Origin of the sequence: Fundidesulfovibrio terrae, from assembly GCF_022808915.1 — a bacterium.
Classification (GTDB): Bacteria; Desulfobacterota; Desulfovibrionia; order Desulfovibrionales; family Desulfovibrionaceae; genus Fundidesulfovibrio; species Fundidesulfovibrio terrae.
This window is the reverse complement of sequence record NZ_JAKZFS010000001.1, coordinates 408022-429811: the sequence shown is the minus strand read 5'-3', so window position 1 is coordinate 429811 and position 21790 is coordinate 408022. Positions and strand designations below refer to the sequence as shown.

The window sequence follows — 21790 nt, the reverse complement described above, 5'->3', positions numbered from 1 at the left end:
CCGGGGTCAGCTTTCGTAGACGATCACGCGGTTGCGGCCGGTCTGCTTGGCCGCGTACAGGGCCTCGTCGGCCGCGTTGACCAGACGTTGCTCCAGGGAGTCCTTCCAGGCCGAGTCCAGGCAGGCCACGCCCAGGCTGATGGTCAGCTTGATGCCGGAGTCCAGGATCTCCCCGTCCACGTCGCGGATGATGAAATTGTAGTTCTCGATGCGGGCGCGGATGTGCTCGGCCAGGGCCTGGGCCTGCTTGGAGGTCATGTCCTGGGCGATGAGCGTAAACTCCTCGCCCCCGTAGCGGGCCGAGAAGACATTGTCGCCGCGTTCCTCCACCTGGCGCTGGCATTCCCGGATGACCGAGGCCACGGCGCCGAGCGCCTGGTCGCCCACCAGATGGCCGTGGCGGTCGTTGAAGCCCTTGAAATGGTCCACGTCGGCCATGAGCACGCACAGAGGCCTGTCCTCGGCCTTGGCCCAGTGCACACCCTTGGTCAGGGCGTCCTCGAAGGCGCGCCGGTTGTGCAGGCCCGTGAGAGCGTCCGTGAGGCTTAGCCGCGACAGGTTCTCCACGTCCTCTTCCATGTAGCGCACCACGTCCTGGAATCCCCGGCGGATGTCCTCCAGGACCTGGTCGATGTCCTTGCCGCTCTGGACGGTTTCCATGGTGCTGGTTCCAAGCACCTGGATCTCGCCCTTGCGCTTGAGCATCATGCCGCGCGACTCGCCGATGGCCCGGGACAGGTCGCCCAGAGCCGCCTGGAGCCGCTCCCGCCAAGGGGCGGAGAGGATCTCTTCCGTCTTGCGAGCCATCTCCGAGAAGCGTTCCTCGGTCAGCTCGCCCGCTTTCAGAACGGTCACCACGAGTTCCTGGATCAGGCGCTTCTGCTCCGGGGAATAAATGTCGTAATCGCGGATCGAGCGCATGAACAGAATAAGGGCCCGCCATTTGGAATTGCGCGGGACCCCCAGCCTGTCCATGGTTTCGCAGATTCCATCGAAACAACGGTGCTGGTGGTGGTCGTCGTGTCCGCTCTGATTGCGTATCATTTTACGACCACTACCGAGAACCCGTACGCTTGCCAAGTTTTTTGCGCGAATTCCTAGCGCCAGCGCAGCACCACCCGCGCGGGCCGGTTTGCCGCCGCCAGCACCACCTGTCCCGGCCACGCGAACGAGACCGATTCTCCCGCCCTGATCCGCAGGTCCCGCCCGTCCGTCGGGCAAGTGGCCCACACCGCTCCTTCCAGGCATTCGACCAATGCCCTGTCGGGCCCGTCCAGGGACACGGCCTGCCCCGGGAGCAGGTTCACCCGCACGCGGCCCCTGGGGGCCATCCCGGCCAACAGCCTTCTGATGAAACCCGCCGCGCGCCTGGCCAGGCGCGTCCCCTCCAACATGTCGTCCGCCATGCCCCGGCTCTCGGCGGGCCAGGTTCTGGGCGTCATTTCAGGTGCCATGAGGTCCTCCTGCGCTCTTCGTGCTTTGCTTACGCCACGAAATCTGTTATCGATACAGATACAGCCAAAACAAAATTCGACCGGTACAGAGTGTGAAAACCATGTCCGCAGAGGCCTTCCGTTACGAATCCGTGCGTAAAAACGTGCTCGAGATGATCGAATCCGGGACGCTCAAGCCCGGCGACAAGGCCCCGTCGCTGCGCCGCCTGGCGGCGCGCATGCGGGTGAGCCTGTCCACGGTGGCCCTGGCCTACGGTCAGCTGGAGAGCGAGGGGGTCATGGAGGCCAGGCCCAAGTCGGGCTTTTTCGTGTGCGCCAGACGCAATCCCCTGCCGCCTCCCGGCATCAAGGACTGCCCCGGCGAGATCCCGGAAACGCTCAACCGTTCGGCCATCATCCGCACGGTGCTGGCCAGCATGGCCCGCCGGGACATGCTGCCGCTGGGAGTCGCCCGCACCGACGAGAACCTGCTGCCGCTTGCGCAGCTGTCGCGCATCATGGGCCAGGTGCTGCGCGACGAGGGCGACCGGGTGGGCTTCTACGGGCCGGTGGAGGGCTTCGAGCCCCTGCGCCGGCAGATCGCGCTCAGGGTCATGGAGGCCGGGACCGACTGCACGGCCTCGGACACCCTGGTGACCAGCGGGGCCATGGAGGCCCTGCACATCGCCCTGCGCTGCGTGACCCGCGCTGGAGACACCGTGGTCATCGCCTCGCCCACCTACTATTGCTTCCTGCAGCTGCTCGAGAACCTGGGCCTTCGGGTCATCGAGATCCCCTCGCGCCCGGGCGAGGGCGTGCGCCCCTCGGAACTCGCCCAGGTGGTCGAGCGTTTCCGGGTGGAGGCCTGCGTGCTCACCCCCAATTTCAACAATCCCGACGGCGCGCTCACTCCGGACGAGGCCAAGGCCGAGATCGTTTCCATCCTGGCCCGGCGCGGCATTCCGCTCATCGAGGACGACGTCTACGGCGACATCCACTACGGCCCGGTGCGCCCCCGCTGCTGCAAGGCCTTCGACGAGAACGGGCTGGTGCTGACCTGTTCCTCCTTCTCCAAGACCCTGGCCCCCGGCTACCGGGTGGGCTGGCTGTTGCCGGGGCGTTTCATGAACACCGCCCTGGAGCTCAAGGCCACCATGAGCGTGGCCACGGCAACGCCCACCCAGATGGCCGTGGCCCAGTACCTGGGGTCCGGGGCCTACCACCGCCACCTGAAGCGCCTGCGCCCGGCCGTGAAGTCCTTGATGGAGAACATGCACGCCCTGGTGGGACGCTATTTTCCACCCGGCACCAGGGCCTCGCGCCCGGAAGGCGGCTCCGTGATGTGGGTGCAGCTGCCGGGCGGAGCCGACGGCGCTCAGTTCATGCACCGGGCGCTCGAGCACGGCGTAAGCGTGGCCCCGGGGGCGATCTTCTCCTCCCAGGGGTGTTTCAAAAGCTTCGTGCGCCTGAGTTGCTGCGTCCTCCCGGGGCCGGAGCTGACCGGGGCCGTGAAGACTCTGGGCGCCATCGCCGAGGATTTGCTGGTCAAGGGACATGACGACCGGATACCAGACCCCTGGGCGGGCGATCCAATCGCAATGCCTGAATGCTGCCCCAAGGATTCGTGAAGACCATGGAACTCTACCACCTGCGCACGTTCGTGGCCGTGGCCGAGGAGGGCAACCTCTCGCGCGCGGCCGAGCGCCTGCACCTGTCGCAACCGGCCGTGAGCGCCCACGTGAAGTCCCTCGAAGAGGAGCTTGGCGTGAGCCTCTTCACCCGCACCGCCCGGGGCATGGACCTGACCGACAGCGGCACGCGGCTGACCTGCACCGCGCGCGAGGCGCTCAGCTGCGCCCAAGGGATCATGGAGCAGGCCCGGGCCATGCGCGAAGGCGTTCGGGGAGACATCGTGCTCACCCGCAACACCGACCCGCAGTACCTGCGCCTCCCGCGCATCCTGGCGGCGCTCTCCGACGAACATCCCGAGGCACTGGTGCACGTGGACTGCCGCGACTCCTACGAGGTGGCCCGGGGTCTCAAGGACGGGGCCATGCACGCGGGCTTCGCCTATGGCGACTTCTCCAGCGACCCCCAGCTGACGGCCCTGCCCCTGGGTATGGCCTCGGTTCGGGTGGTGGGCCCGGCCGCATGGCGGGAGAAACTCGAAACGGCCACCGTGCGCGACCTGGCCGCCATGCCCTGGGTTTGGTTCAACGAGAGCTGTCCCTTCGTGGCCCTGGCCGAAAAGCTCCTGGCCGAAGAGGGCGGCAGGCCCAAAACCGCGGCCGTCATCAACGACGAGCACACCATCCGCGCCTTGGTGGCCTCGGGGCGCGGGCTGTCGCTTCTGCGCGAGGATTTCGCCCGCTCGGAGCTGCTGGGCGACGAGCTGGCCGTGTGGCCGGGAGGGGCGCTCGGCATTCCCATCAGCCTGGTGGCCCTGACCCGCCGCCTGGGCGAACCCGAGGTCAAGGCGGCCATGCAGGCCGCGTCCCTGGCCTGGGGACTGGCCGGACCAGAGGCTGTGGGAGCGGTCGAGGGAGCGGCCCGGGCATGAGGTTCTTCCCCCACGGCGGCGACGTGCGCGGCATGGCCGAAACCCTCGGCTGCGACCCGTCCGAGATCCTCGACTTCTCGGCCAACATCAACCCGCTGGGGCCGCCCGAGTGGCTGCGCCCGGTGATCAGCGCGTCGGTGTCCGAGCTGGTGCACTACCCCGACCCTCACTGCCGGGCGCTCATCGACGCGGCGGCCGGGCGCCACGGCGTGGACCCGGCCACGCTGCTGGCGGGCAACGGGACGAGCGAGCTGCTCTTCGCCATGGCCCGCTCCTGCGGCCACGCCAGGGCCGTGGTCCCGGTTCCCTCCTACTATGACTACCAGACCGCCTGCCGCCGGGCGGACATGGACGTGGTGCGCCTGCCCCTGGCCGAATCTGGTGGTTTCGTCCTGGACCCGGAAGCCCTCTCGCGCGCCCTCAAGGCCCTGCCCGGACCGGCCGCCGTGTTCCTGGCCCGGCCCAACAATCCCACGGGCCTGGACGTGGACGCCGCCGTGGTGCGCGAGCTGGCCGCAGCCCATCCTGAGTGCCTTTTCGTGGCGGACGAAGCCTTCGGCTCCTTCGTGGAGGGCTTCGAATCGCTTATGCGGGAGAGGCCGGACAACGTGGCCGTGCTCCTCTCGCTCACCAAGATGTTCGCCATCCCGGGGCTCAGGCTGGGCCTTGCCTGCGCAGGCGAAGCCCTGGCCGAGGCCGTGAAGGAGCGTATCGCGCCCTGGTCCGTGAACACCCTGGCCCAGGCCGTGGGGGTGCGCGCCGTGCAGGACTGCGATTTCGAGGCCCGCTCCCGGGCCGAGGCGGGACGCCTGCGAGAGGCGCTGTCTCGCGCGCTCGAAGCCCTGCCCGGGCTCACGGTCTATCCCGGAGCGGCCAACTACCTGCTCTGCCGCCTGGACGCGCCCGAGGTTCCGGCACTGCGCGCGGCGCTGCTGGAAAAGCGTATCGCCATCCGGGACTGCTCCAACTACGCCGGGCTGGACCAGCGCTTCTTCCGGGTGGCCGTGCGCCGCGAGGACGACAACGAGCGTCTGGTCGACGCCCTGGCCGAATCGCTCGCTCCGCCCGCCAAGGCCAGGCCCGAGCTCCGCTCCCGCCCCACCCCCGCGCTCATGGTTGCCGGCACCACCTCCAACGCAGGCAAGTCGGTGATCGCGGCGGCCCTGTGCCGCATCCTGCGCCAGGACGGGGTGCGCGTTGCCCCGTTCAAGGCCCAGAACATGTCCCTCAACTCCTTCGTCACCGCCCGGGGCGAGGAGATGGGCCGCGCCCAGGTGCTCCAGGCCAAGGCCTGCGGGCTGGCCCCGGAGGCGCGCATGAACCCGGTGCTCCTCAAGCCCTGCTCGGACACGGGCTCCCAGGTGATCGTCATGGGCAGGCCCGTGGGGACCATGCGCGTGCGCGAATACGTGGCCTACAAGCCCACGGCCTTCGAGGCGGCCAAGCGGGCCTACGACAGCCTGGCCTCGGAGTTCGACGCGGTGATCCTGGAGGGCGCGGGCAGCCCGGCCGAGGTGAACCTCAAGTCCCACGACATGGTGAACATGGCCATGGCCGCCTATGCCCGCTCGCGGGTGCTGCTGGTGGGCGACATCGACCGGGGCGGCGTGTTCGCGGCCCTGGCCGGGACCATGGAGCTTCTGAGCGAATCCGAGCGAGCCCTGGTCGGCGGATACGTGCTGAACCGCTTCCGTGGCGACCCCTCCCTTCTGGAACCGGCCCACCGCTTCATGCGCGAACTCACCGGCAAGCCGGTCATCGGCGTGGTGCCCGACATCGCCCCCCTGAATCTTCCCGAGGAGGACTCGGTGAGCTTCAAGGCGGGCGCCTGCTGGAACGCCACCGGACGCGACCTGGACATCGCCGTGCTGGATTTGCCCCACATCTCCAACTTCACCGATTTCGACGCCCTGGCCGGCGAGCCCGACGCGGGGCTGCGGGTGGTGCGCACGGCGGCCGAGCTGGGCCGCCCGGACGCGGTGATCCTGCCGGGCAGCAAGAACACCCTGGCGGACCTGGCCCGACTGCGCGAAACCGGACTGGCGGAGGCCATCGCCGCCCTGGCCCGCGAGGGGTCGAGCGAGATCGCCGGGGTGTGCGCGGGCCTGCAGATGCTCGGGGAGCGCCTCACCGATCCCACGGGCCTGGAGTCCGACCGGGGCGAGGATGCGGGCCTTGGCCTTCTGGACCTGGCCACGGAGCTTCTGCCGGAGAAGACCCTGGCCCAGTCGCGGGCAGTGCATCTTCCGTCCGGGCTCACCCTGGCGGGGTACGAGATCCACCACGGCGTCACCCGGGCGAGCGGTTCGCAAGACCCCGAGGTCCTGGCCCGGAGCGAGGACGGTCGCCCCTTGGCCTGGGGCCGCCACGGCGCGGCCTGGGGCACCTACCTGCACGGGGTGTTCGACCAGCCGGGGTTCAGGCGCTGGTGGCTCGACTCCCTGCGCGCGCGCAAGGGTCTCGCCCCGCTGGCCCCGTCCCCGCAGTCCTCGCAGGACGGCGTGGAGGCGGCCCTTGACCGTCTGGCCGCCACGGTCCGCGCCAGCCTGGACATGGACGCCGTGTACGCCCTGCTCGGGCTCTAAGAGGGCGGGCTTGCACGTGAAATCCTGTCCACGTGGACGTTTCGGCGCTTGAACCCGCCGGAGGATTGGGAGTATAGGACGCACGAGCCGAAACCAGCCGGCCCGGACCGCGCATGAACACATCCACGCCCAGACGTTTCCCCTTCCCGCTGCCCTCCGTCAGGATCATCCTGGGCCTGGCCGCCCTGGCCGCCGTGCTGGCCTATGCCCTGCCCCTGGCGGCCACCAGGTTGATCGGCCAGGAGACCCTGCGCGCCCACGCCCAGGCGGCCCTGTCCGCCGCCCTGGAGCGTCCGGTGGACATCCAGGGGGACGTGCGCCTGACCATGATCCCCTGGTTCGGCCTGCGCACGGGTCCGGTCACGGTTCCCAACGAGCCCGGCTTCGGCCCCGAGCCCCTGCTTTCCGTGGAATCCGCCACCATCGGGCTTCGCCTGACGGCCCTGGCCTCCCACACCGTGGTGGTGGACTCCGTGGCCCTGTCCTCGGCCTCCCTGCGCCTGGAACGCGATGCGGGCGGACGCGAGAACTGGCGAGGACTGTCCGGAGGCGATGCCCTGGCCGGACACGTTCCCGGCGGCTGGAAGGTGGAGAGCCTGCCCTCGGGGCTCAGGCTCTGGAACGCCAGCCTCAGCTTCACCGACGCCGCGAGCGGCACGTCCCTGGACCTGCGCCGCCTGACCCTGAACACCAGCCAGTCCAGGCCCTTCGATTTCTCCCTCTCATGCGAAGTGACGGTGAACCCGTACGGGCTCACCGGCGAACTCAGCGCCAAGGGCGAGGCCAGCTACGGCGAGACCGGCGGGCATGTGCTGGTGCACTCGTCCACGGCGACAGGATGGCTGACCCTTCCCGCCGGAACGGCGGCCCCCGGCGAGCGGGTGGCCTTCACCGGCAAGGTCATGGTCCACGGCCAGCAGGGGGCCTTCGAGGTCTCCAGCATGGTGCTGGAGGGGCTCGGCGCGCGTGTGACCGGCAAAGTCAACGCGGCAGGCCTCTATGACCCCGTGCCTTACGTATACGCCAACCTGGCGGCCAGCGGCGGCAGGCGCGGAGCCTGGACGAAGCTTCTGGGCCTGGACCTGGCCGGGCGCGCCCCGACGGACAGGGCGGGCACGCCGGCCTTGCGCCAGGCCGCCCCGGAAGGGGACATCGAGGCCGAACTGGAGCTGAGCTCCACCCCCAGCGGCTGGCTGGCCAACAAGGCCGTGCTCCGCGACGGTCCGGCCCGTGTCGGCGGCACGGCCAAGAACATCGGCGGAGACGTCTCCTTCGACCTGTCCGCCGACGGCTGGGACCTGGGCTCCTGGCTCACTCCGGCCGCGCTTCCGGGCGGGCGGGCGGGCGGATGGGCGGGCAATGGCGTCAAAAGCCTGAGCGGACGGTTCTCGGGCCGGAACCTGCGCGCAGGGACGCTCGACATCGAGGACCTGGAGTTCGCGGCACGCTCGGGACAGAGCGAATTCAGGATCTATCCCTTCACCGCCAGGGTGGACCAGGGCATGTTCTCGGCCGATATCCGGGTCAAGCCCGACCCCGCCGTCAACGTTTTTTCCGTTTCCGCCGCGCTCACCCCCCTGACGCAAGATGGCCCGGGCGCGGGCCAGCCGCAAGCCCTGGGAGAGGTGAACATGAACGGCGAGGCGGGCCCTTCCGGCGTTACGGGGAAACTGCGCCTCGCGCTGGGAGATTTCGCCAGGAACTGGAAACCCTCCTGGATGCCCCGGGACGCCTCAAAGGCATGGGAGCTGCTCGGTGGCGGAGCGGCCCAGGCGTCCTTCACCCTCCCCCGGTCCGGGGAATGGGGCCTCGACGGCCTGGACGTGCGCACCGGCGGGTCGCGCTTCACGGGCAGGATCGCGGGAGGCCGGGCCGCCACCGTGCTGGACCTCCAGGCCGACCGGCTCGAGCTGGAAAAGCTTCGCCAGCTGGCCGCTCTGTTCGGGGCCGACGGCAGGGGGTTCGCCCCCGTCCCGCTGGAAGGCCGCATCGCGGCCAAGCGCCTGAGCCTGCCCGGCCTGGACGTGGACGACCTGCTCCTGGCCGGACAGGCGGCCCCCGAAGCGCTCAAGCTCTCCACGGTGTCGGGCTCGGCCCTGGGCGGCAAGTTCACCGGCGGGATCGAGATGGAATCCGCGCGCGGTAGCGCCGCCCTATCCATGACCCTGGCGGCCTCGGGCATGCAGGGCGCCGCTTTGTCGGCCCAGGTCCCGCACCTGCCGAAGATCGCCGGGCCCGTGGCCTGCCAGGTGAGCGCCGAATCCCAGTCGGGAACGCTCGCGTCCGTTTGGCAGGGGCTTCACGGCCAGGCCGACCTCCAGATGGGGCAGGGGTCGGTCACGTTCTCTCCCGGCGAGGCGGGCGCGCTGCCCTGGCCGGTGAGCCGGGCCACCGCGTCGCTCAAGTTCTCGGCCAAGCCCGCCCCCCAGGGCGGCGAACGCGTGCGCGAGGCGGCCCTGGCGGACGTTTCGGGCCTGGTGAAGGTGGATTCGCCGGGGGTGGTGCGCTCCTCCCAGGTGGAGGTGAAGGGGCAGGTGGGCCTGGACGCTTCGGGCAGGCCCCTGTGGTTTCGCCAGCCTCGGGCCGAGGGGTCGCACCTTTTGTCCCTGGGCTTCCTGGGGCCGGGCAAGACCGCCCGCGCAACCTGGGCGGGCAGGATCGAGGCGGACTTCGACACAGGCGGCTTCAGCCTCTCGGGCGTGGACCTCAACCTGGCCGGGGTGCCCGGCAAAGTCTCTGTCGCCGGCCAGCCCGGCCCAAGCGGCCAGGGCGGGCCGGTCCTTTCCGGCAGCGTGGACATCCCCGAATTCAACCCCCGCGACGCGGCCCCGCGCCTGGGCCTGTCCCTGCCCGCAGGGGCCGACCCCAACGTCTGGCGGCGGGCCCGGTTCTCCTGCGACATCGGGGGCACGCTCAAGGAGGTGCGCCTGACGCGCATCCAGGCGTCCCTGGACGACGCCATCATTTCCGGGCAGGCCCTGGTCAGCGGCCCGAAGAACCGCCTGGATCTGGCCGTGAGCTCGCTGGATCTGGACAGGCTGGCCCCGGTCCCCCAGGCGGCCGACCAGTCCAAGCGGCCCGAAGAGCCCCTGCCCCTGGCCGAGCTGAGAGAGTTGAACCTGGAAGCCAAGGTACGCTTCGGCTGGCTCATGAAGGACCGGCTGGTGTGGGAGAACGCCCTCACCGAGTTCTCCGCCCAGGGAGGGCGTTTCCAGCTGCGCCAGACCGCTCCCTCGTTCTACGGAGGCCCCTATCTGTTCGACCTGCGCGGCGACGCGCGCGGGGGCGAACTCAAGGCCCAGCTTGAGCTCAAGCTGTCCGGATTCTCCGCCCCTGCCCTGCTCAAGGATCTGGCCGGGGCCGAGACGCTCACCAAGGGCCAGTGCGATTTCTCGGTGAACGTGGAGATGCATGGCGCCACGGACCGGGCGCTCCGCCGCAAGGCCTCCGGATCGGCCGGCTTCGAGGTGCGAAGCGGCGCCCTGGCCATCCGAGGAGCACCGGCCAAGCGGGACTCCACGGCGGCTCCGGTCGTGGGCGACCGGGACGCGCCGCCGCCCCCCCCGCCTCCCTCCGATGGCGTGCCCTTCTCCAAAATGGGTGCGAACTTTTCGGTTCGCGAGGGCCTGGCCGTCACCAGGGACCTGGTGCTGACCGGCCCCACCCTTACGGCCAAGGGCGACGGCTGGGTCAGCCTGGACGACGAGCGCATCGACCTGAACCTGATGGCCTCGGTGCCGGAGGTGGGGGAGGTTCCCGTGCGCATAAGCGGTTCCCTCTACGACCCGAGGCTCGACATCGACAAATCCAAGGTTCTCGGCGACACCCTCATGAACCTGTTCAAGGGCGTCATAGGCATCCCGGGTAATGTGCTCAACCAGCTCAGAAGAGTGTTCTAGAACTGCTTCCTCTTTTGTTCACTCTCCTTCGCCGCCGTTGTCCGACGAATTCAGATTGACTCTCCTGATCACTCATTGCTACTTTTAACATAATTCATCAATACTTAAACTTCTTATGGCGTTACCGGCACCTGAAAACGGGCGCCAAGCAGTTTCAGCGCGCCGCCCTCCGGAGCAGTCATGCAGGATGATGAGAAGCCCAGGGAGCAGATCCTGGCCGAGCTCGAAGCCGCGCGGCTTCGTCTCGCGGAGCTTGAAGCCTGCGTGCAGGGCGAGCCAGGGTTGGCGAACGCCCCGGTGAGCAGCCAGGCCCTGCTCGCCGCCATCCTCAAGGGGACCACCGACGCCGTGTTCGCCAAGGACACCGCCGGACGCTACCTGCTCATCAACGAGGCCGGGGCCGCATTCTGCGGCAAACCCGCAAACGAAATCATCGGCCGCGACGATACGGCGTGCTTCGGTCCCGAGACGGCACGCACGCTCATGGAACGGGACCGCACGGTCATGGAATCCGGCGCGACCGCCACCTTCGAGGAAATCTGCATCTGCAGCACGGACGGCCGCATCCTCACCTTTCATTCCACAAAGGGCCCCCTCAAGGACAGGCGCGGCAACATCATCGGCTTGTTCGGCATCGCCCGGGACATCACCGCCCACAAGGAGGCCGCGGCCAGGCTGCTCCAGGCCAAGGAGCAGGCCGAAGCGGCCACCAGGGCCAAATCCGAGTTCCTGGCCAACATGAGCCACGAGGTCCGGACCCCCCTCAACGGGGTGCTGGGCATGCTCCAGCTGCTGGCCACCACCGAACTCGACCAGGAGCAGGCCGAGTACGTGCGCACGGCCGAGCAGGCGTCGTTGCGACTGGCCCAGCTGCTCTCGGACATCCTGGACCTGTCCAAGGTGGAATCCGGCACGCTCACCCTGCGCGACGTGGAATTCAGCCTGGCCGAGGTGCGCGACAGCGTCCTGGCCCTTTTCGCCCCCGCCGCCCGGGAAAAAGGACTCACCCTCGATTTCCGCGTCGATCCCCGCCTGCCTGACCGGCTTATGGGCGACGAGGTACGACTGAGGCAGATTCTCCTCAACCTGGTGGGCAACGCCATCAAGTTCACGGATGCAGGGGAAGTCACGGTCCAGGCCGAGCTGGCCTCCGAGGAGGCTCCATCACCCGTGCCGGTGCGCATCACCGTTTCCGACACCGGGTGCGGCATCCCCGACTCACAGCTCGGGCGCATCTTCGAGCCCTTCGTCCAGGCGGACGGTTCCTATGTCCGCAGGACGGGCGGGGCCGGGCTTGGCCTGGCCATAGTCAAGCGCCTGACCGCCATGATGGGCGCGGACATCTCCATTACGAGCCACCCCGGAGCCGGGACGCGCATGAGCGCCACCTTCCCCTTCGGGCTGCCCGGCAAGGGCGCGCGGCCCGCTCCTCGGCCCGGACGCGTCTGCGCCGACCGCAAAACCTTGCGGGTGCTCCTGGTGGAGGACGACCGGACCAACCAGCTCACCATCCGGCGTATGCTGGAAAAGGCCGGGCACGGGGTGGACACGGCGGGCGACGGGCGGGAGGCCCTGGCCAAGGTCGCCGGGGGAGGCTTCGACTGCGTGCTGATGGACGTGGAAATGCCCGTGCTCGACGGCGTGGAGGCCACCAGAGTCATCCGGACCTCGCCGGAATACGCGGGGATGTCCCGCATCCCCATCATCGCCCTGACCGCCCACGCCATGGCCGGCGACCGCGAGAAATTCCTGGAGGCCGGCATGGACGACTACCTAGCCAAACCCGTGGCCATGCAGGATCTCAGGCGCATCCTGGACTGGGTATCCTGTGCGGGAAATAACGGAGGGGCTTCCAGCAAGGACTAGCGCTTCGCGCCCCGCCCCCCCGGGGCTCAGGCGAATGCCTGTTTTGAGGACGCCACACTAGAAGTTGAGCTGGGCCAGCAGGTCGTCCACCTCGGACTGGGACACCTTGGCCTTGGCGTCCTTCTTGAGCTCCTCCAGGGGCTGGCCGGGCTCCCGCTCCTGGGCCTTCATCAGGATGCCGGTGGACACGTAGAGTTCGGCCACCATGCCCTGCACCTTGCCCAGCATGTCGATGACCCGCTTGATGCGCTGGCCGGTAAGATCCTGGAAGGAGAGGCAGGTCATGATCTCGATCAGGTCCTCGGAGAGCTTCTGGCACAGCCTGGTGGCGGTCTCCTTGGATTCCTGGTCGCAGACCCCCTTCTGGAACATGGCGATGAGCTCGTCCGGGGAGGACATGTTGCGCTCCACCAGGGCGATGATCTCGAAGGTGGCCTTTTCCGTAGCCTGGATGACCTGGTCCAGGCGCTGGGACGCCTCCACCATGAGCTCCCCGGCTTGGGCCACGTTCTCCGGGTTGGCCTGGGCCGCCCCGGGACCTTGGAAAGAGGATATCTCGCGGTAGATGTCGCCGAGCCTCCCCATGATCTCTTCGTTCAGATGCCTGAAGAAGTCCTCGCCGCCCAGGTGCTTGCCCGCCACCTGGGCCAGCTCCTCGCGCACGGCCTCGCGCACGGCCTCGCGGATGAAGGGCTTGAAACGCTCGGTCAGCTGCGCCGCGAGGGCGTCCAGGTTGGCTGCGTCCATGCTGTCCTCGCCTACTCGAAATAACTAGATTCGTTGAAGAAAGAGTAACCGTTCTTGCCTGACTTCTTGGCCACGTACATGGCCTCGTCGGCCTTCTTGAGAAGGATTTCCGGTTCCATGCCGTCTGTGGGGGCCACGGCGATGCCCAGGCTCGCGCTCACCCTCACGGACACGCCGTTCCAGGCGATGGGCTGGGTGATGGATTTTATCACCCGATTGCCCGTGAGCCCGGCGTGGAGCCCGTTGCGAAGCTCTCCCAGCACCATGACGAATTCGTCCCCGCCGATGCGCGCCGCCGTGTCGTCGCCGCGCAGCGTCTGCGAAAGCCGCATCGCCGTGACCTTGAGCACCTCGTCGCCGCACTCGTGCCCGTAGGTGTCGTTGATGGGCTTGAACCCGTCCAGGTCGATGAACACCACCGCCGCGAAATCACCATGGCGCTTGGTGCGGGCCAGGGTCTGGTGCATGCGGTCCAGCAGAAGCACCCGGTTGGGCAGCCCCGTGAGGGCGTCGTGCAGGGCCATGTGCTCCGCGCCCTCGACAGGCGAGTAGGACGCCGTGGGCCTGAGCACCATGGCCAGCTCGCCCGTTTCCGGCAGCCGCAGGCAGTGGGCCTCCGCGGGCAGGAAGGTTCCGTCCTTGGCCCGGACCTTCAGGCGCCTGAAGAGCGACGTCCCGGCCTCGGCGTTCCTGGAGATGTCCGCAAACCCCGCCTGTCCCACAAGTTCCGGCAGCGAGACGCTGGACAGTTCCTCCTGGCCGATGCCCAGCATGTCCTGGAACGCGCCGTTGACATGGAGCAAGCGGCCGTTGGAATTGGCGAGGCAGGCGGGATCGAAGCTCAGCTCGAGGACGTTCCAGATGGGCATGGGCGTGACTCCAGCCGGTACACCGGCAAGCCGATGATGGCCGATTTTACCCTCTGTCGCAATGGAGGAAAGGTTACAGTTTGCCCACCTCGCGAATACATTCCGTGAAGGGTCCCGGGCCTCGGGACGCCATCGGGCGCTAACCGTCCGCCAGGGCTGCGGTCTTGGCCCGCAGGTCGCCCAGAAGCGCGGTTTGCACGGCCTCGCGCAGGCGCCTGCGCTCCTCGGGGGGATGCTTGGCCGCGAGCTTTTTCAGGTTGGCCTCGCTGTTGGCCGTGGCCTGGGGGTCCTGACGCAGGAGCGACCCGGAGAGCCTGGCGTGACGCACCGCCAGGTGCCCCTGGCAGACCGCCGCGCGGCCCATGCCCCACAGGCGCAGGTCGTGGTCCAGGTCGTCGTACTGGGTGGGGGAGAAACGGATGTCGAAGTCGCCGCACTCCATGAGGACCGGGGTCCTGAACAGGTGGAAGCACCCCGTGACAGACAGGCAGGGGCGCACGGCGTCGAACTGGCCGAAGTCCAGGTCCTGGGAGCACAGCGAGGAGAAGGCCGGGAGCCCGTCCGCGTCCTCCAGCAGGTTGATGTCCGCGCTCTGGATGCGCCCGGTCTGGGCCAGGTCCACCACCTTGCAGCCCCACACCCCGGCGTCAGGATAGCTCGATACGGCGCGCCCCAGGAGGCGCGCCCAGTCCGGCGGCACCAGGGCGTCGTCGTCCAGGTAGGCCGTGAAGTCGCTGCCCGCCACCGCCGGGTGGCGCATGAGCCAGTTGCGCGCGGCGGGCGCGCCCACGTTCACTGGCAGGCAAACCACCTCCAGTCGCTCCCCGGCGCGGTCCTTCCAGGCGGCCAGCGCCTGGGCGGTGCCGTCCGAGCTGCCGTTGTCCAGGACCACGACCCTGGCCCCGCCCAGTTCCGAGGCGAACAGGGCCGCCAGCGTCTCGTCCACCTCCCGGGCCTTGCCGCTGGTGTACAGGCAGACCACCACGCGCCCTGGCAGGGGATCATCCGGCAGGTCGTGCCCGGCCAGCCGGTCGTACAGGCGCAGGATCAGGTTGGCGTTCCAGGGGGCCTGCGAAGCTGCCGCGCGCCACTGCCCGGCCGCCTCGGCGAGCCTGCCCAGCCTGAAAAAGCACTGCCCCAGCCGCGCCCTGGCCGGGCGCAGGAGCCGCGCCGCTCCGTAGGAACGCGCCGCCTGCTCGAAGTCTCCGCCCTGGAAGAGCACGTCCCCCCGGCACTTGTCCCGCACGGCCTTCAGGCCGGACGGCCAGGGGGCGTCCAGGCAGCGGCCGGCCGCCTCCCGGTGGCCCAGCAGGTAGGCCAGGTCCAGCAGGTGCTGCCGCCAGAAGAGATTGCCGGGGTCTTCCCTGAAGCGGTCCATGAGCAGGGCGAGCAGCTCGCCGTGCGCCCGGCGCGCGGCCATCTGGGCCATGGCCGCCACGACGCCGGAGTCTCCAGGCTGATCCGGCGCGCGCCAGTTCCCGGCACAGGCGTCCACCGCCGCGCGCACCCGGGGGTCCAGAAAACGCGCCCTGGCGTCCAGGCCGGCCAGGAGCCCGGCCAGGCCGCCGTCCAGCGGGCCGGCCTCCCAGGCCGCCAGCAGAATATCCAGCCCCAGGCGCGCCGTGGCCGGGGATTCCAGAGCCAGGCGGGCCAGTTCCGCCAGGTGCGGCTTGCCCACCCCGCCCAGCACGAGACCGTGGCGCAGGGCGGCGGGAAGCCCCTCCCAGTCGAAATCAGGAGCGCGCATGGGCCGTCCTCTGCCACACGGCGAAAAATCCCTTGGCACCGGCTTCGAGGCCGCAGCGGCCCAACGCCTCGGCGCGCGCCCTGGCTCCCATGTCCCGGCGCAGGGCAGGGTCCCCGATCAGGGCGGTCAGGGCCTTTTCCCACGCGGCCGGATCGCCTCCGGCCTTGAAGCCCGTCTCCCCGTGGCGCACCCGGGCGTACGGGGGCAGGTCCGCGTAGACCCCGGCCATGCCCAGGGCCGAATACTCCAGCCACTTCACCGCGCTCTTGCAGCGGTTGAAGGCGTTGTCCGCAAGCGGCGCGATGCCGATGTGGGCGTCCAGGGCCGCAAGCGCGGCCGCGTATCCGGCGTAATCCTCGTTGAACGGCAGGCAGAGCGCGGCCAGGCCCTCCGGAGCGCAGCCCATGAACGTGAGCTCCACCCCGGAGCCGTACCGGGCCTTCACCGCGGCCAGGGCCGGGAGGACCGCCGCCAGGTCGCTCAAGTGGGAGGGCGTGCCCGCGAACACGATCCGCACCGGCCCCTCCCCTGGCGCGTCCTCCGGGCAGTCCCGGGCCGGGCCGTCAGCCAGGCCCGCCCGGACGCCGAACCCCGACGCATGCCCCCACAGGCGCTCGTCCAGGAAATTGGGTAGCACCTCCACCTTGGCGGCCAGGCCCGCGAAGGCCCTCTTCAGCTCCGTGGTGCTCACCGTCACCAGGTCGGCCCTTTCGAGCAGCCGCCTGGCGTACGGCTCGACCGCGGCCAGGCGCACGCGCATGGGATGGCCCTCGGGCACGGCCAGGAAGTTGTCGTCCACCTCGTAGACCACGGGCACGCCCGAGGCCAAGGCGCTCTCCACCAGAGGCCAGGTCTCCCGCATGGGGAAGTAGCGCTGGAAGACGACGAGGTCCGCGCCGTCCATGGCCGAGGCGTCGATGGCGTAGTCGCGCCCGTCGCTCACCGCCGCCCAGCGCATTTCCACCCGGCCGCGCAGGGCCGAGGCCGGGCCCAGAAGGCGCAGGCGCGCGCAGGCGTAGGTGGGGAGGTCCAGGGAGTAGGTTGCGATGGTCAGCATTCTCAGTCCGACGCGGGATAGATGGTGAGCCCCTCGTACCCGGGGTCGTTCTTGAAGGCCAGCTCCAGGTAGAAGCGGCGATGGCTCTTGGGCAGGGGCAGCCCCTCGTCCAGGGCCAGTATCCGGTAGGCGTTGCCCATGCGCGCCCGCACGGCATCGCGCTGCGCGAGCCTCTCCCGGTGCGCCCCGGAGGCCGCGAGCTCCCGGAAAATCGCGGCCAGCTCGGCCGAGCGCGCCTGCACCCCGTGCCGGGCCAGCACCTCGTCCCGCCCGGCTCGCGCGATATCGGGCAGGCGCGGATCGGCCAGGGCCGCCAGGGCCGCGCGCGCCGCGCCGCGTGCGTCGCCGCGCTCGTACACCAGCAGGTTCTCGCCCGGCGTGAACAGGTCCCGAAGTCCGTTGCCCGTGTCCTCCGTCAGCACCGCCGCCCCGCAGGCGGCCGCCTGGAACACCCGGAAGTTGACCTCCCCCGCCGCCGACTGGTTGAGCACGATGCGGCTGCGCCCGAACACCGGCCGGTAGTCCCCGCTCACCGCCACCAGGGGAGCCAGGCGCTTGAACGCCTCCAGGAACGGCCTGCGCCCGGGGTTGGCCGGGCTGTCCAGCGTGCCCACGAACCCCACCGGGATGTCCCGCTCGAGCCCCTCGTCGCGGTCGCGCGACGGATCGCAGAACAGCGGCATCCAACGCGCCGGGCGCGGGTGCTCCGCGGCGAAGGCGGGCACGTAGTCCTTCTGGGCCACCAGGGCCACGTCGAACCCGGCGCTGTAGGACTGGTGCCAGGGATTCATGTACTGGTCGATGGAGTAGGCAATGCTGGGCCAGGGCAGAAGCTCGAGCCCGGCCACGGTGGGCGGCTGGCTGGTGTCCGCCCAGAGCAGGGCGTCAGGGGCGAAGCTCCGGGACGAAAGCGTCTCCAGCAGGAGCTTGAGGGTCATGGGCTCCGTCAGGCGCACGTCCACCCCCGGCGACGAGCCGATGGAAAGCGTCTCGTGCCCCAGCGCCGCAAGGGCGCGCAAAAAGTAGGGACCGTCCACACACAGGATGCGCATGGTTTTTCTGTAGGGCATCTGGCAAGGTCCGGGCAAGCATGTTAGTCTGGCCCGAACAGGAGCCTCCATGGACGAATTCAGGTTCGAACTCACCGATACGGAAAAGACCTACTTGAAGGACGTGGCCGCCCGCAGCATCGCTTCGGCCCTGGAGGGCGAGCGTGGCTGGTGCCCCCCGGAACCGCCCACGGACACGTTGCTTGAGCCCCTCGGGGCCTTCGTCACCCTGAACGTGAACAACTGCCTGCGCGGCTGCATCGGCCACATCGTGGGCGACAAGCCCCTGTACCTGACCATCGCGGAAATGGCCCGCGCCGCCGCCTTCGAGGACCCCCGCTTCCCGCCCCTGACCACGCAGGAGTTCCCCCAGGTGTGCATCGGCATCTCCATCCTGGGCCCCATCTCCCGCTGCCCTGACCCGGAACTGGTGGAGGTGGGCCGCCACGGCCTCATCATGCGCCAGGGGCACAGGCAGGGGCTTCTGCTGCCGCAGGTGCCCGTGGAATGGAAATGGGACCGCGAGACCTTCCTCGCCCAGACCTGCTGCAAGGCCGGACTGCCCCAGGGAGCCTGGAAGCTTCCCGCCACGGAGATATACTGGTTCGAGGCGGTGGTGTTTTAAGGCGGGGCTAGGAGAGGGGGAAGCCTCCGGCGGCCAAAGGGCGAAGCCCTTGGATTCCCGTTCAGGGGACTGTGGGCGGTCGGAAGCTAGGCGGCCCAGGTGGCCGTGGTCTTGCCGCGCAGGGGCGAACACCAGGAGAGCGCCAGTTCGTACGCCTGGTTGATGGATTTCATCATCTCTTCATCACCGCCCAGGTCAGGGTGGTGGCGGCGGGCCTGCTTGCGGTAGGCGGCCCTGATGTCGTCGGCGGAGCAGGGATAGGTGATGCTGAGCAGAGCGCATGCCTGGGTCAGGGTCATGCGGCCGTGCCCCAGGGGAGACTTGTGCGAACGCTGCTTGTAGTCCTGATAGCTGGAGCCCCCCCCCGGACCGGTGGTGCGGTGGCGGTGCTCCTGGCGCTCATGCTGGGCGCCGGCCTGCCGCGCGCGCTCCTTCGAGCCCGCGTCGCCCGTCCTTCCCGCCCCTGCGGCCCCTGATGACCCGGCGTTCCAGGCCGATCCGCCGGCGCTGCCCGTGCCGGAGGAACCAGGTTTCGCACTCCGCGCGCCGGACGCGCCCTGCGCGCCCGTCCAGGTCGTGCGCTGCTGCGAGGAGCCGGTTCCGGCGCCCGTTCCAGTGCCCGTCCCGGCGCCAGCCCTGGCGCTCGTTCCGGCCCCGGCGCTCCCGGCGGACGACGCCGACGCCGACGCCGACGCGCCGGTCTTGGGCCGGGAACTCCAGGAGAAGCCCGCCCCTGCCTGCCGGTCGAAGGTGGACTTGTACGCCCCGCCGGTGGCGGATTGTCCGGCGGTTTTGGAGCCGCCCGTGAACGTGGTCTGCCTGGCGGAAGATCCGGCGGAGGAGCCGGCGGCGCTGGCGGAAGTCTTGGACTGGGACGCGGTGGACTGGAAGCGGGAGGAGCCGGTGGTCCCCTGGGCGTTTCGGGCACCGGCGGCAGGACCTTCCTGCCGATGCCCCCACTGGCGGCGGTAGCCGTCAGCGGCGGAGTCGGCTTTGCGCCAGGCTCGCCCGGTGCTCTGGTAGTGGCTGCCGGCGGTCTTGAGGTTGTCCAGGACGCGGCGCAGGTGCGAGAGGATGTCGCGCAGGAGATCGCGGGTGTCGGAGAGCCGTTTTTCCAGGGCTCCCCAGTCGGCGTCGGAGTAGCCGGTGGCCCGGTTTCTGTATTGGGTCGCTGATTCTTGGCGGCTCTGCATTGTGATGTCCGCCGTGAGGCGATCCGGCCGGTCCGGGAGGGAAGCGGCCCGGGCCGCCCGTTGCGGCCCGGGGCTGCGCGGCCCGGGAAAAACCAGGTTCCGGCGCGAGGCCCACGGCGTCTTCGCAATGGCCTACATCACCCACGGGGAAATGGCAAGGAAACCACAAAAAAGAGCTTTCTCTTCAGAATAATACATCATTTTTACTTCCAGCCCGCCCGGAAAAATACCTTGAATTTACCCTCTCCTAAACGCTACTAGTTGTAGCTCAAGGGGAAATTTCCCCGCTTTCGCACACGCAAAACCATCCCGTCATCCCCCCGAATTCGGGATATGATACGATGCAAGGACCGGTCATGAACGCCACCGATGCCGAGATTGCCAAGCCGTTCGTTCAAGCCACCAAACACGTGCTTTCCACCATGGCCATGATCGATCCCACTCCCGGAAAGCCCTACGTGAAGAAAAACGACGCCGCCGCCGGGGACGTGTCCGCCGTGGTGGGCCTCACCGGCGACAAGCGGGGCAGCATCTCCCTCTCATTCTCCAAGAAGTGCGCCGTGGCCATCGTCAAGAACATGCTCGGCGACGACATCCAGGACATCGTGCAGGACGCCAAGGACGCCGTGGGCGAAATCACCAACATGATCTCCGGTCAGGCCCGCGCCGGGCTCGCCCAGATGGGCCTCACCATGCAGGCGTCCACCCCCACGGTGATTTTCGGCGACAACCACACCATCTCCCACGTCTCGTCCGGTCCGGTGGTGGCCATCCCGTTCACCTCCGAGCACGGCGACTTCACCGTGGAATTCTGTTTCCAGTAGCGCTCTGCCGGCCATGCAGCCCGCCTTGCCCGCCACGATCCTGGGCACGGCCGCCTTTGCCGCGGCGGTGGTCCACACCTTCCTGGCCGGACGATTCCTGAAGAGGTCCAGGCTCGAAAGCCCCCACCAGGGGCTGTGGCACCTCCTGGGCGAGGTGGAGGCGGTCTTCGGCTTCTGGGCCGCCGTTTTCCTGGCCCTGCTGGCCCTGGTCACGGGGCCGTCGGCCGCCATCGGCTACATCGAGTCCATCTCCTTCACCGAACCGGCTTTCGTGTTCGCGGTGATGGTCGTGGCCTCCACCAAACCAATCGTCTCGGCGGCCACCAGGGCCATCATGGGCCTGGCCGCCAGGCTCCCGCTGCCCATGGGCGTGGCCGCCTGCTTCACGGCGCTCACGGCCGGGCCGCTTCTGGGGTCGCTCATCACCGAACCGGCGGCCATGACGGTCACGGCGCTCATCCTCTACCTGGTGTTTTTCCACCACCCCCTGCCTGAAATCTTCAAATACGCCCTGGCGGGAACGCTCTTCGTCAATATCTCCATCGGCGGCGTGCTCACCCATTTCGCGGCCCCCCCGGTGATCATGTGCGCGCCCGCCTGGGGTTGGGGCCTCGCCTTCATGTTCGCCACCTTCGGCTGGAAGGCGGCCATCGCCGTGGTGGTGAACGCCGCCCTCTTCACCGCCGCGTTCTCCGGCACGCTGAAGAAAATCGACGCGCACACCCATCAGGCCGCGCGGGAGGACATTCCGGCCTGGATCACCGCCGTGCACCTGTTCGCGCTGGTCCTCCTGGTGATGCTGCTGCACCACCCCGTGGCCTTTCTGGCGGTGTTCGTGGCCTTCCTGGGCTTCGCCGACGCCTACAGGGGGCACCAGTCCGGGCTCATGCTGCGCCAGGGCCTGCTGGTGGGAGTGTTCCTGGCCGGCCTGGTGGTGCTCGGACCGGCCCAGCGCTGGTGGGTGCAGGCGCTGATTGCGCGCATGGATTCCCTGGCCCTGTACTTCGGAGCCGTGAGCCTCACCGCCGTTACGGACAACGCCGCCCTCACCTACCTGGGTACGCTGGTGGAGGGCCTCTCCGACCAGAACAAGTATGCCCTGCTGGCCGGGGCCGTCACCGGCGGCGGACTCACCGTCATCGCCAACGCCCCTAATCCGGCGGGCTACTCCATCCTCAAGCACGGCTTCAAGGACCAGGTCATAAACCCGCTGTGGCTCCTGGCCGCGGCCCTGGTCCCCACCGCCGTGGCCGCCGCGGTCTTCCTCGCCTTCCCGGCATAGTTTCTGCTTTACCTGTCTCGAAGCGCTGGCGTATACCGCAATCGACCTTCCGGA

The 21790-nt window shown here is 69.0% G+C and carries 16 protein-coding genes; 8 read left to right on the top strand and 8 right to left on the bottom strand.

The features are described 5' to 3' along the window. Positions 1-6: 6 nt before the first annotated feature. Together ML540_RS01965 and ML540_RS01960 are read right to left on the bottom strand one after the other, a co-directional pair. Positions 7-1044, bottom strand: coding sequence for a GGDEF domain-containing protein (locus ML540_RS01965; RefSeq protein ID WP_243358179.1), 1038 nt, complete (start codon positions 1042-1044; stop codon positions 7-9). A 53-nt stretch (positions 1045-1097) separates the two neighbouring features. Further along, complete coding sequence (locus ML540_RS01960) at positions 1098-1454, bottom strand: DUF2917 domain-containing protein (RefSeq protein ID WP_243358178.1); 357 nt, start codon at positions 1452-1454, stop codon at positions 1098-1100. A 101-nt stretch (positions 1455-1555) separates the two neighbouring features. Between ML540_RS01960 and ML540_RS01955 the strand changes: the two genes are divergently transcribed. From ML540_RS01955 to ML540_RS01935, 5 genes are all read left to right on the top strand, one after another. Continuing rightward, positions 1556-3061: an aminotransferase-like domain-containing protein gene (locus ML540_RS01955; protein WP_243358176.1), complete on the top strand. Its 1506-nt coding sequence runs from the start codon at positions 1556-1558 to the stop codon at positions 3059-3061. Between the two features lie 5 nt (positions 3062-3066). After that, the gene (locus ML540_RS01950; RefSeq protein WP_243359631.1) at positions 3067-3993 is read left to right on the top strand and encodes a LysR family transcriptional regulator; all 927 of its coding nucleotides are present in this window, start codon (positions 3067-3069) and stop codon (positions 3991-3993) included. Continuing rightward, entirely contained in the window at positions 3990-6578 is a 2589-nt protein-coding gene (locus tag ML540_RS01945; RefSeq protein WP_243358175.1) for a cobyric acid synthase, read from the top strand. Before ML540_RS01950 ends, ML540_RS01945 begins: the two co-directional genes overlap by 4 nt. Before the next feature lie 113 nt (positions 6579-6691). Next, positions 6692-10477: an AsmA family protein gene (locus ML540_RS01940; RefSeq protein ID WP_243358173.1), complete on the top strand. Its 3786-nt coding sequence runs from the start codon at positions 6692-6694 to the stop codon at positions 10475-10477. Between the two features lie 180 nt (positions 10478-10657). Further along, positions 10658-12343 carry a PAS domain-containing sensor histidine kinase gene (locus ML540_RS01935; RefSeq protein WP_243358171.1) on the top strand — a complete coding sequence of 562 codons (1686 nt, stop codon included), beginning with the start codon at positions 10658-10660 and terminating at the stop codon, positions 12341-12343. Positions 12344-12400: 57 nt separating this feature from the next. Here the strand turns inward: ML540_RS01935 and ML540_RS01930 are convergent, their stop codons facing one another. From ML540_RS01930 to ML540_RS01910, 5 genes are all read right to left on the bottom strand, one after another. After that, positions 12401-13090 carry a protein phosphatase CheZ gene (locus ML540_RS01930; RefSeq protein ID WP_243358169.1) on the bottom strand — a complete coding sequence of 230 codons (690 nt, stop codon included), beginning with the start codon at positions 13088-13090 and terminating at the stop codon, positions 12401-12403. A gap of 11 nt (positions 13091-13101) precedes the next feature. Further along, positions 13102-13959 carry a diguanylate cyclase domain-containing protein gene (locus tag ML540_RS01925; protein ID WP_243358167.1) on the bottom strand — a complete coding sequence of 286 codons (858 nt, stop codon included), beginning with the start codon at positions 13957-13959 and terminating at the stop codon, positions 13102-13104. A gap of 139 nt (positions 13960-14098) precedes the next feature. Beyond that, on the bottom strand, positions 14099-15706 hold the full coding sequence (locus ML540_RS01920; RefSeq protein ID WP_243358165.1) for a glycosyltransferase family 2 protein: 1608 nt from the start codon (positions 15704-15706) through the stop codon (positions 14099-14101). Continuing rightward, on the bottom strand, positions 15693-16763 hold the full coding sequence (locus ML540_RS01915; RefSeq protein ID WP_243358163.1) for a glycosyltransferase family protein: 1071 nt from the start codon (positions 16761-16763) through the stop codon (positions 15693-15695). Before ML540_RS01915 ends, ML540_RS01920 begins: the two co-directional genes overlap by 14 nt. A gap of 2 nt (positions 16764-16765) precedes the next feature. Continuing rightward, complete coding sequence (locus tag ML540_RS01910; protein WP_243358161.1) at positions 16766-17833, bottom strand: glycosyltransferase family protein; 1068 nt, start codon at positions 17831-17833, stop codon at positions 16766-16768. A gap of 49 nt (positions 17834-17882) precedes the next feature. On the opposite strand from ML540_RS01910, the gene amrA reads away from it, so the two are divergent. Further along, positions 17883-18437, top strand: a complete 555-nt coding sequence (gene amrA / locus ML540_RS01905) for an AmmeMemoRadiSam system protein A (protein ID WP_243358159.1) — start codon at positions 17883-17885, stop codon at positions 18435-18437. 86 nt (positions 18438-18523) lie between these two features. Here the strand turns inward: amrA and ML540_RS01900 are convergent, their stop codons facing one another. Then, the gene (locus ML540_RS01900; RefSeq protein ID WP_243358157.1) at positions 18524-19630 is read right to left on the bottom strand and encodes a J domain-containing protein; all 1107 of its coding nucleotides are present in this window, start codon (positions 19628-19630) and stop codon (positions 18524-18526) included. Between the two features lie 356 nt (positions 19631-19986). Between ML540_RS01900 and ML540_RS01895 the strand changes: the two genes are divergently transcribed. Continuing rightward, positions 19987-20454 carry a chemotaxis protein CheX gene (locus ML540_RS01895; protein WP_243358156.1) on the top strand — a complete coding sequence of 156 codons (468 nt, stop codon included), beginning with the start codon at positions 19987-19989 and terminating at the stop codon, positions 20452-20454. 25 nt (positions 20455-20479) lie between these two features. After that, the gene (locus ML540_RS01890) at positions 20480-21736 is read left to right on the top strand and encodes a putative Na+/H+ antiporter (RefSeq protein ID WP_243358155.1); all 1257 of its coding nucleotides are present in this window, start codon (positions 20480-20482) and stop codon (positions 21734-21736) included. Positions 21737-21790 lie beyond the last annotated feature (54 nt).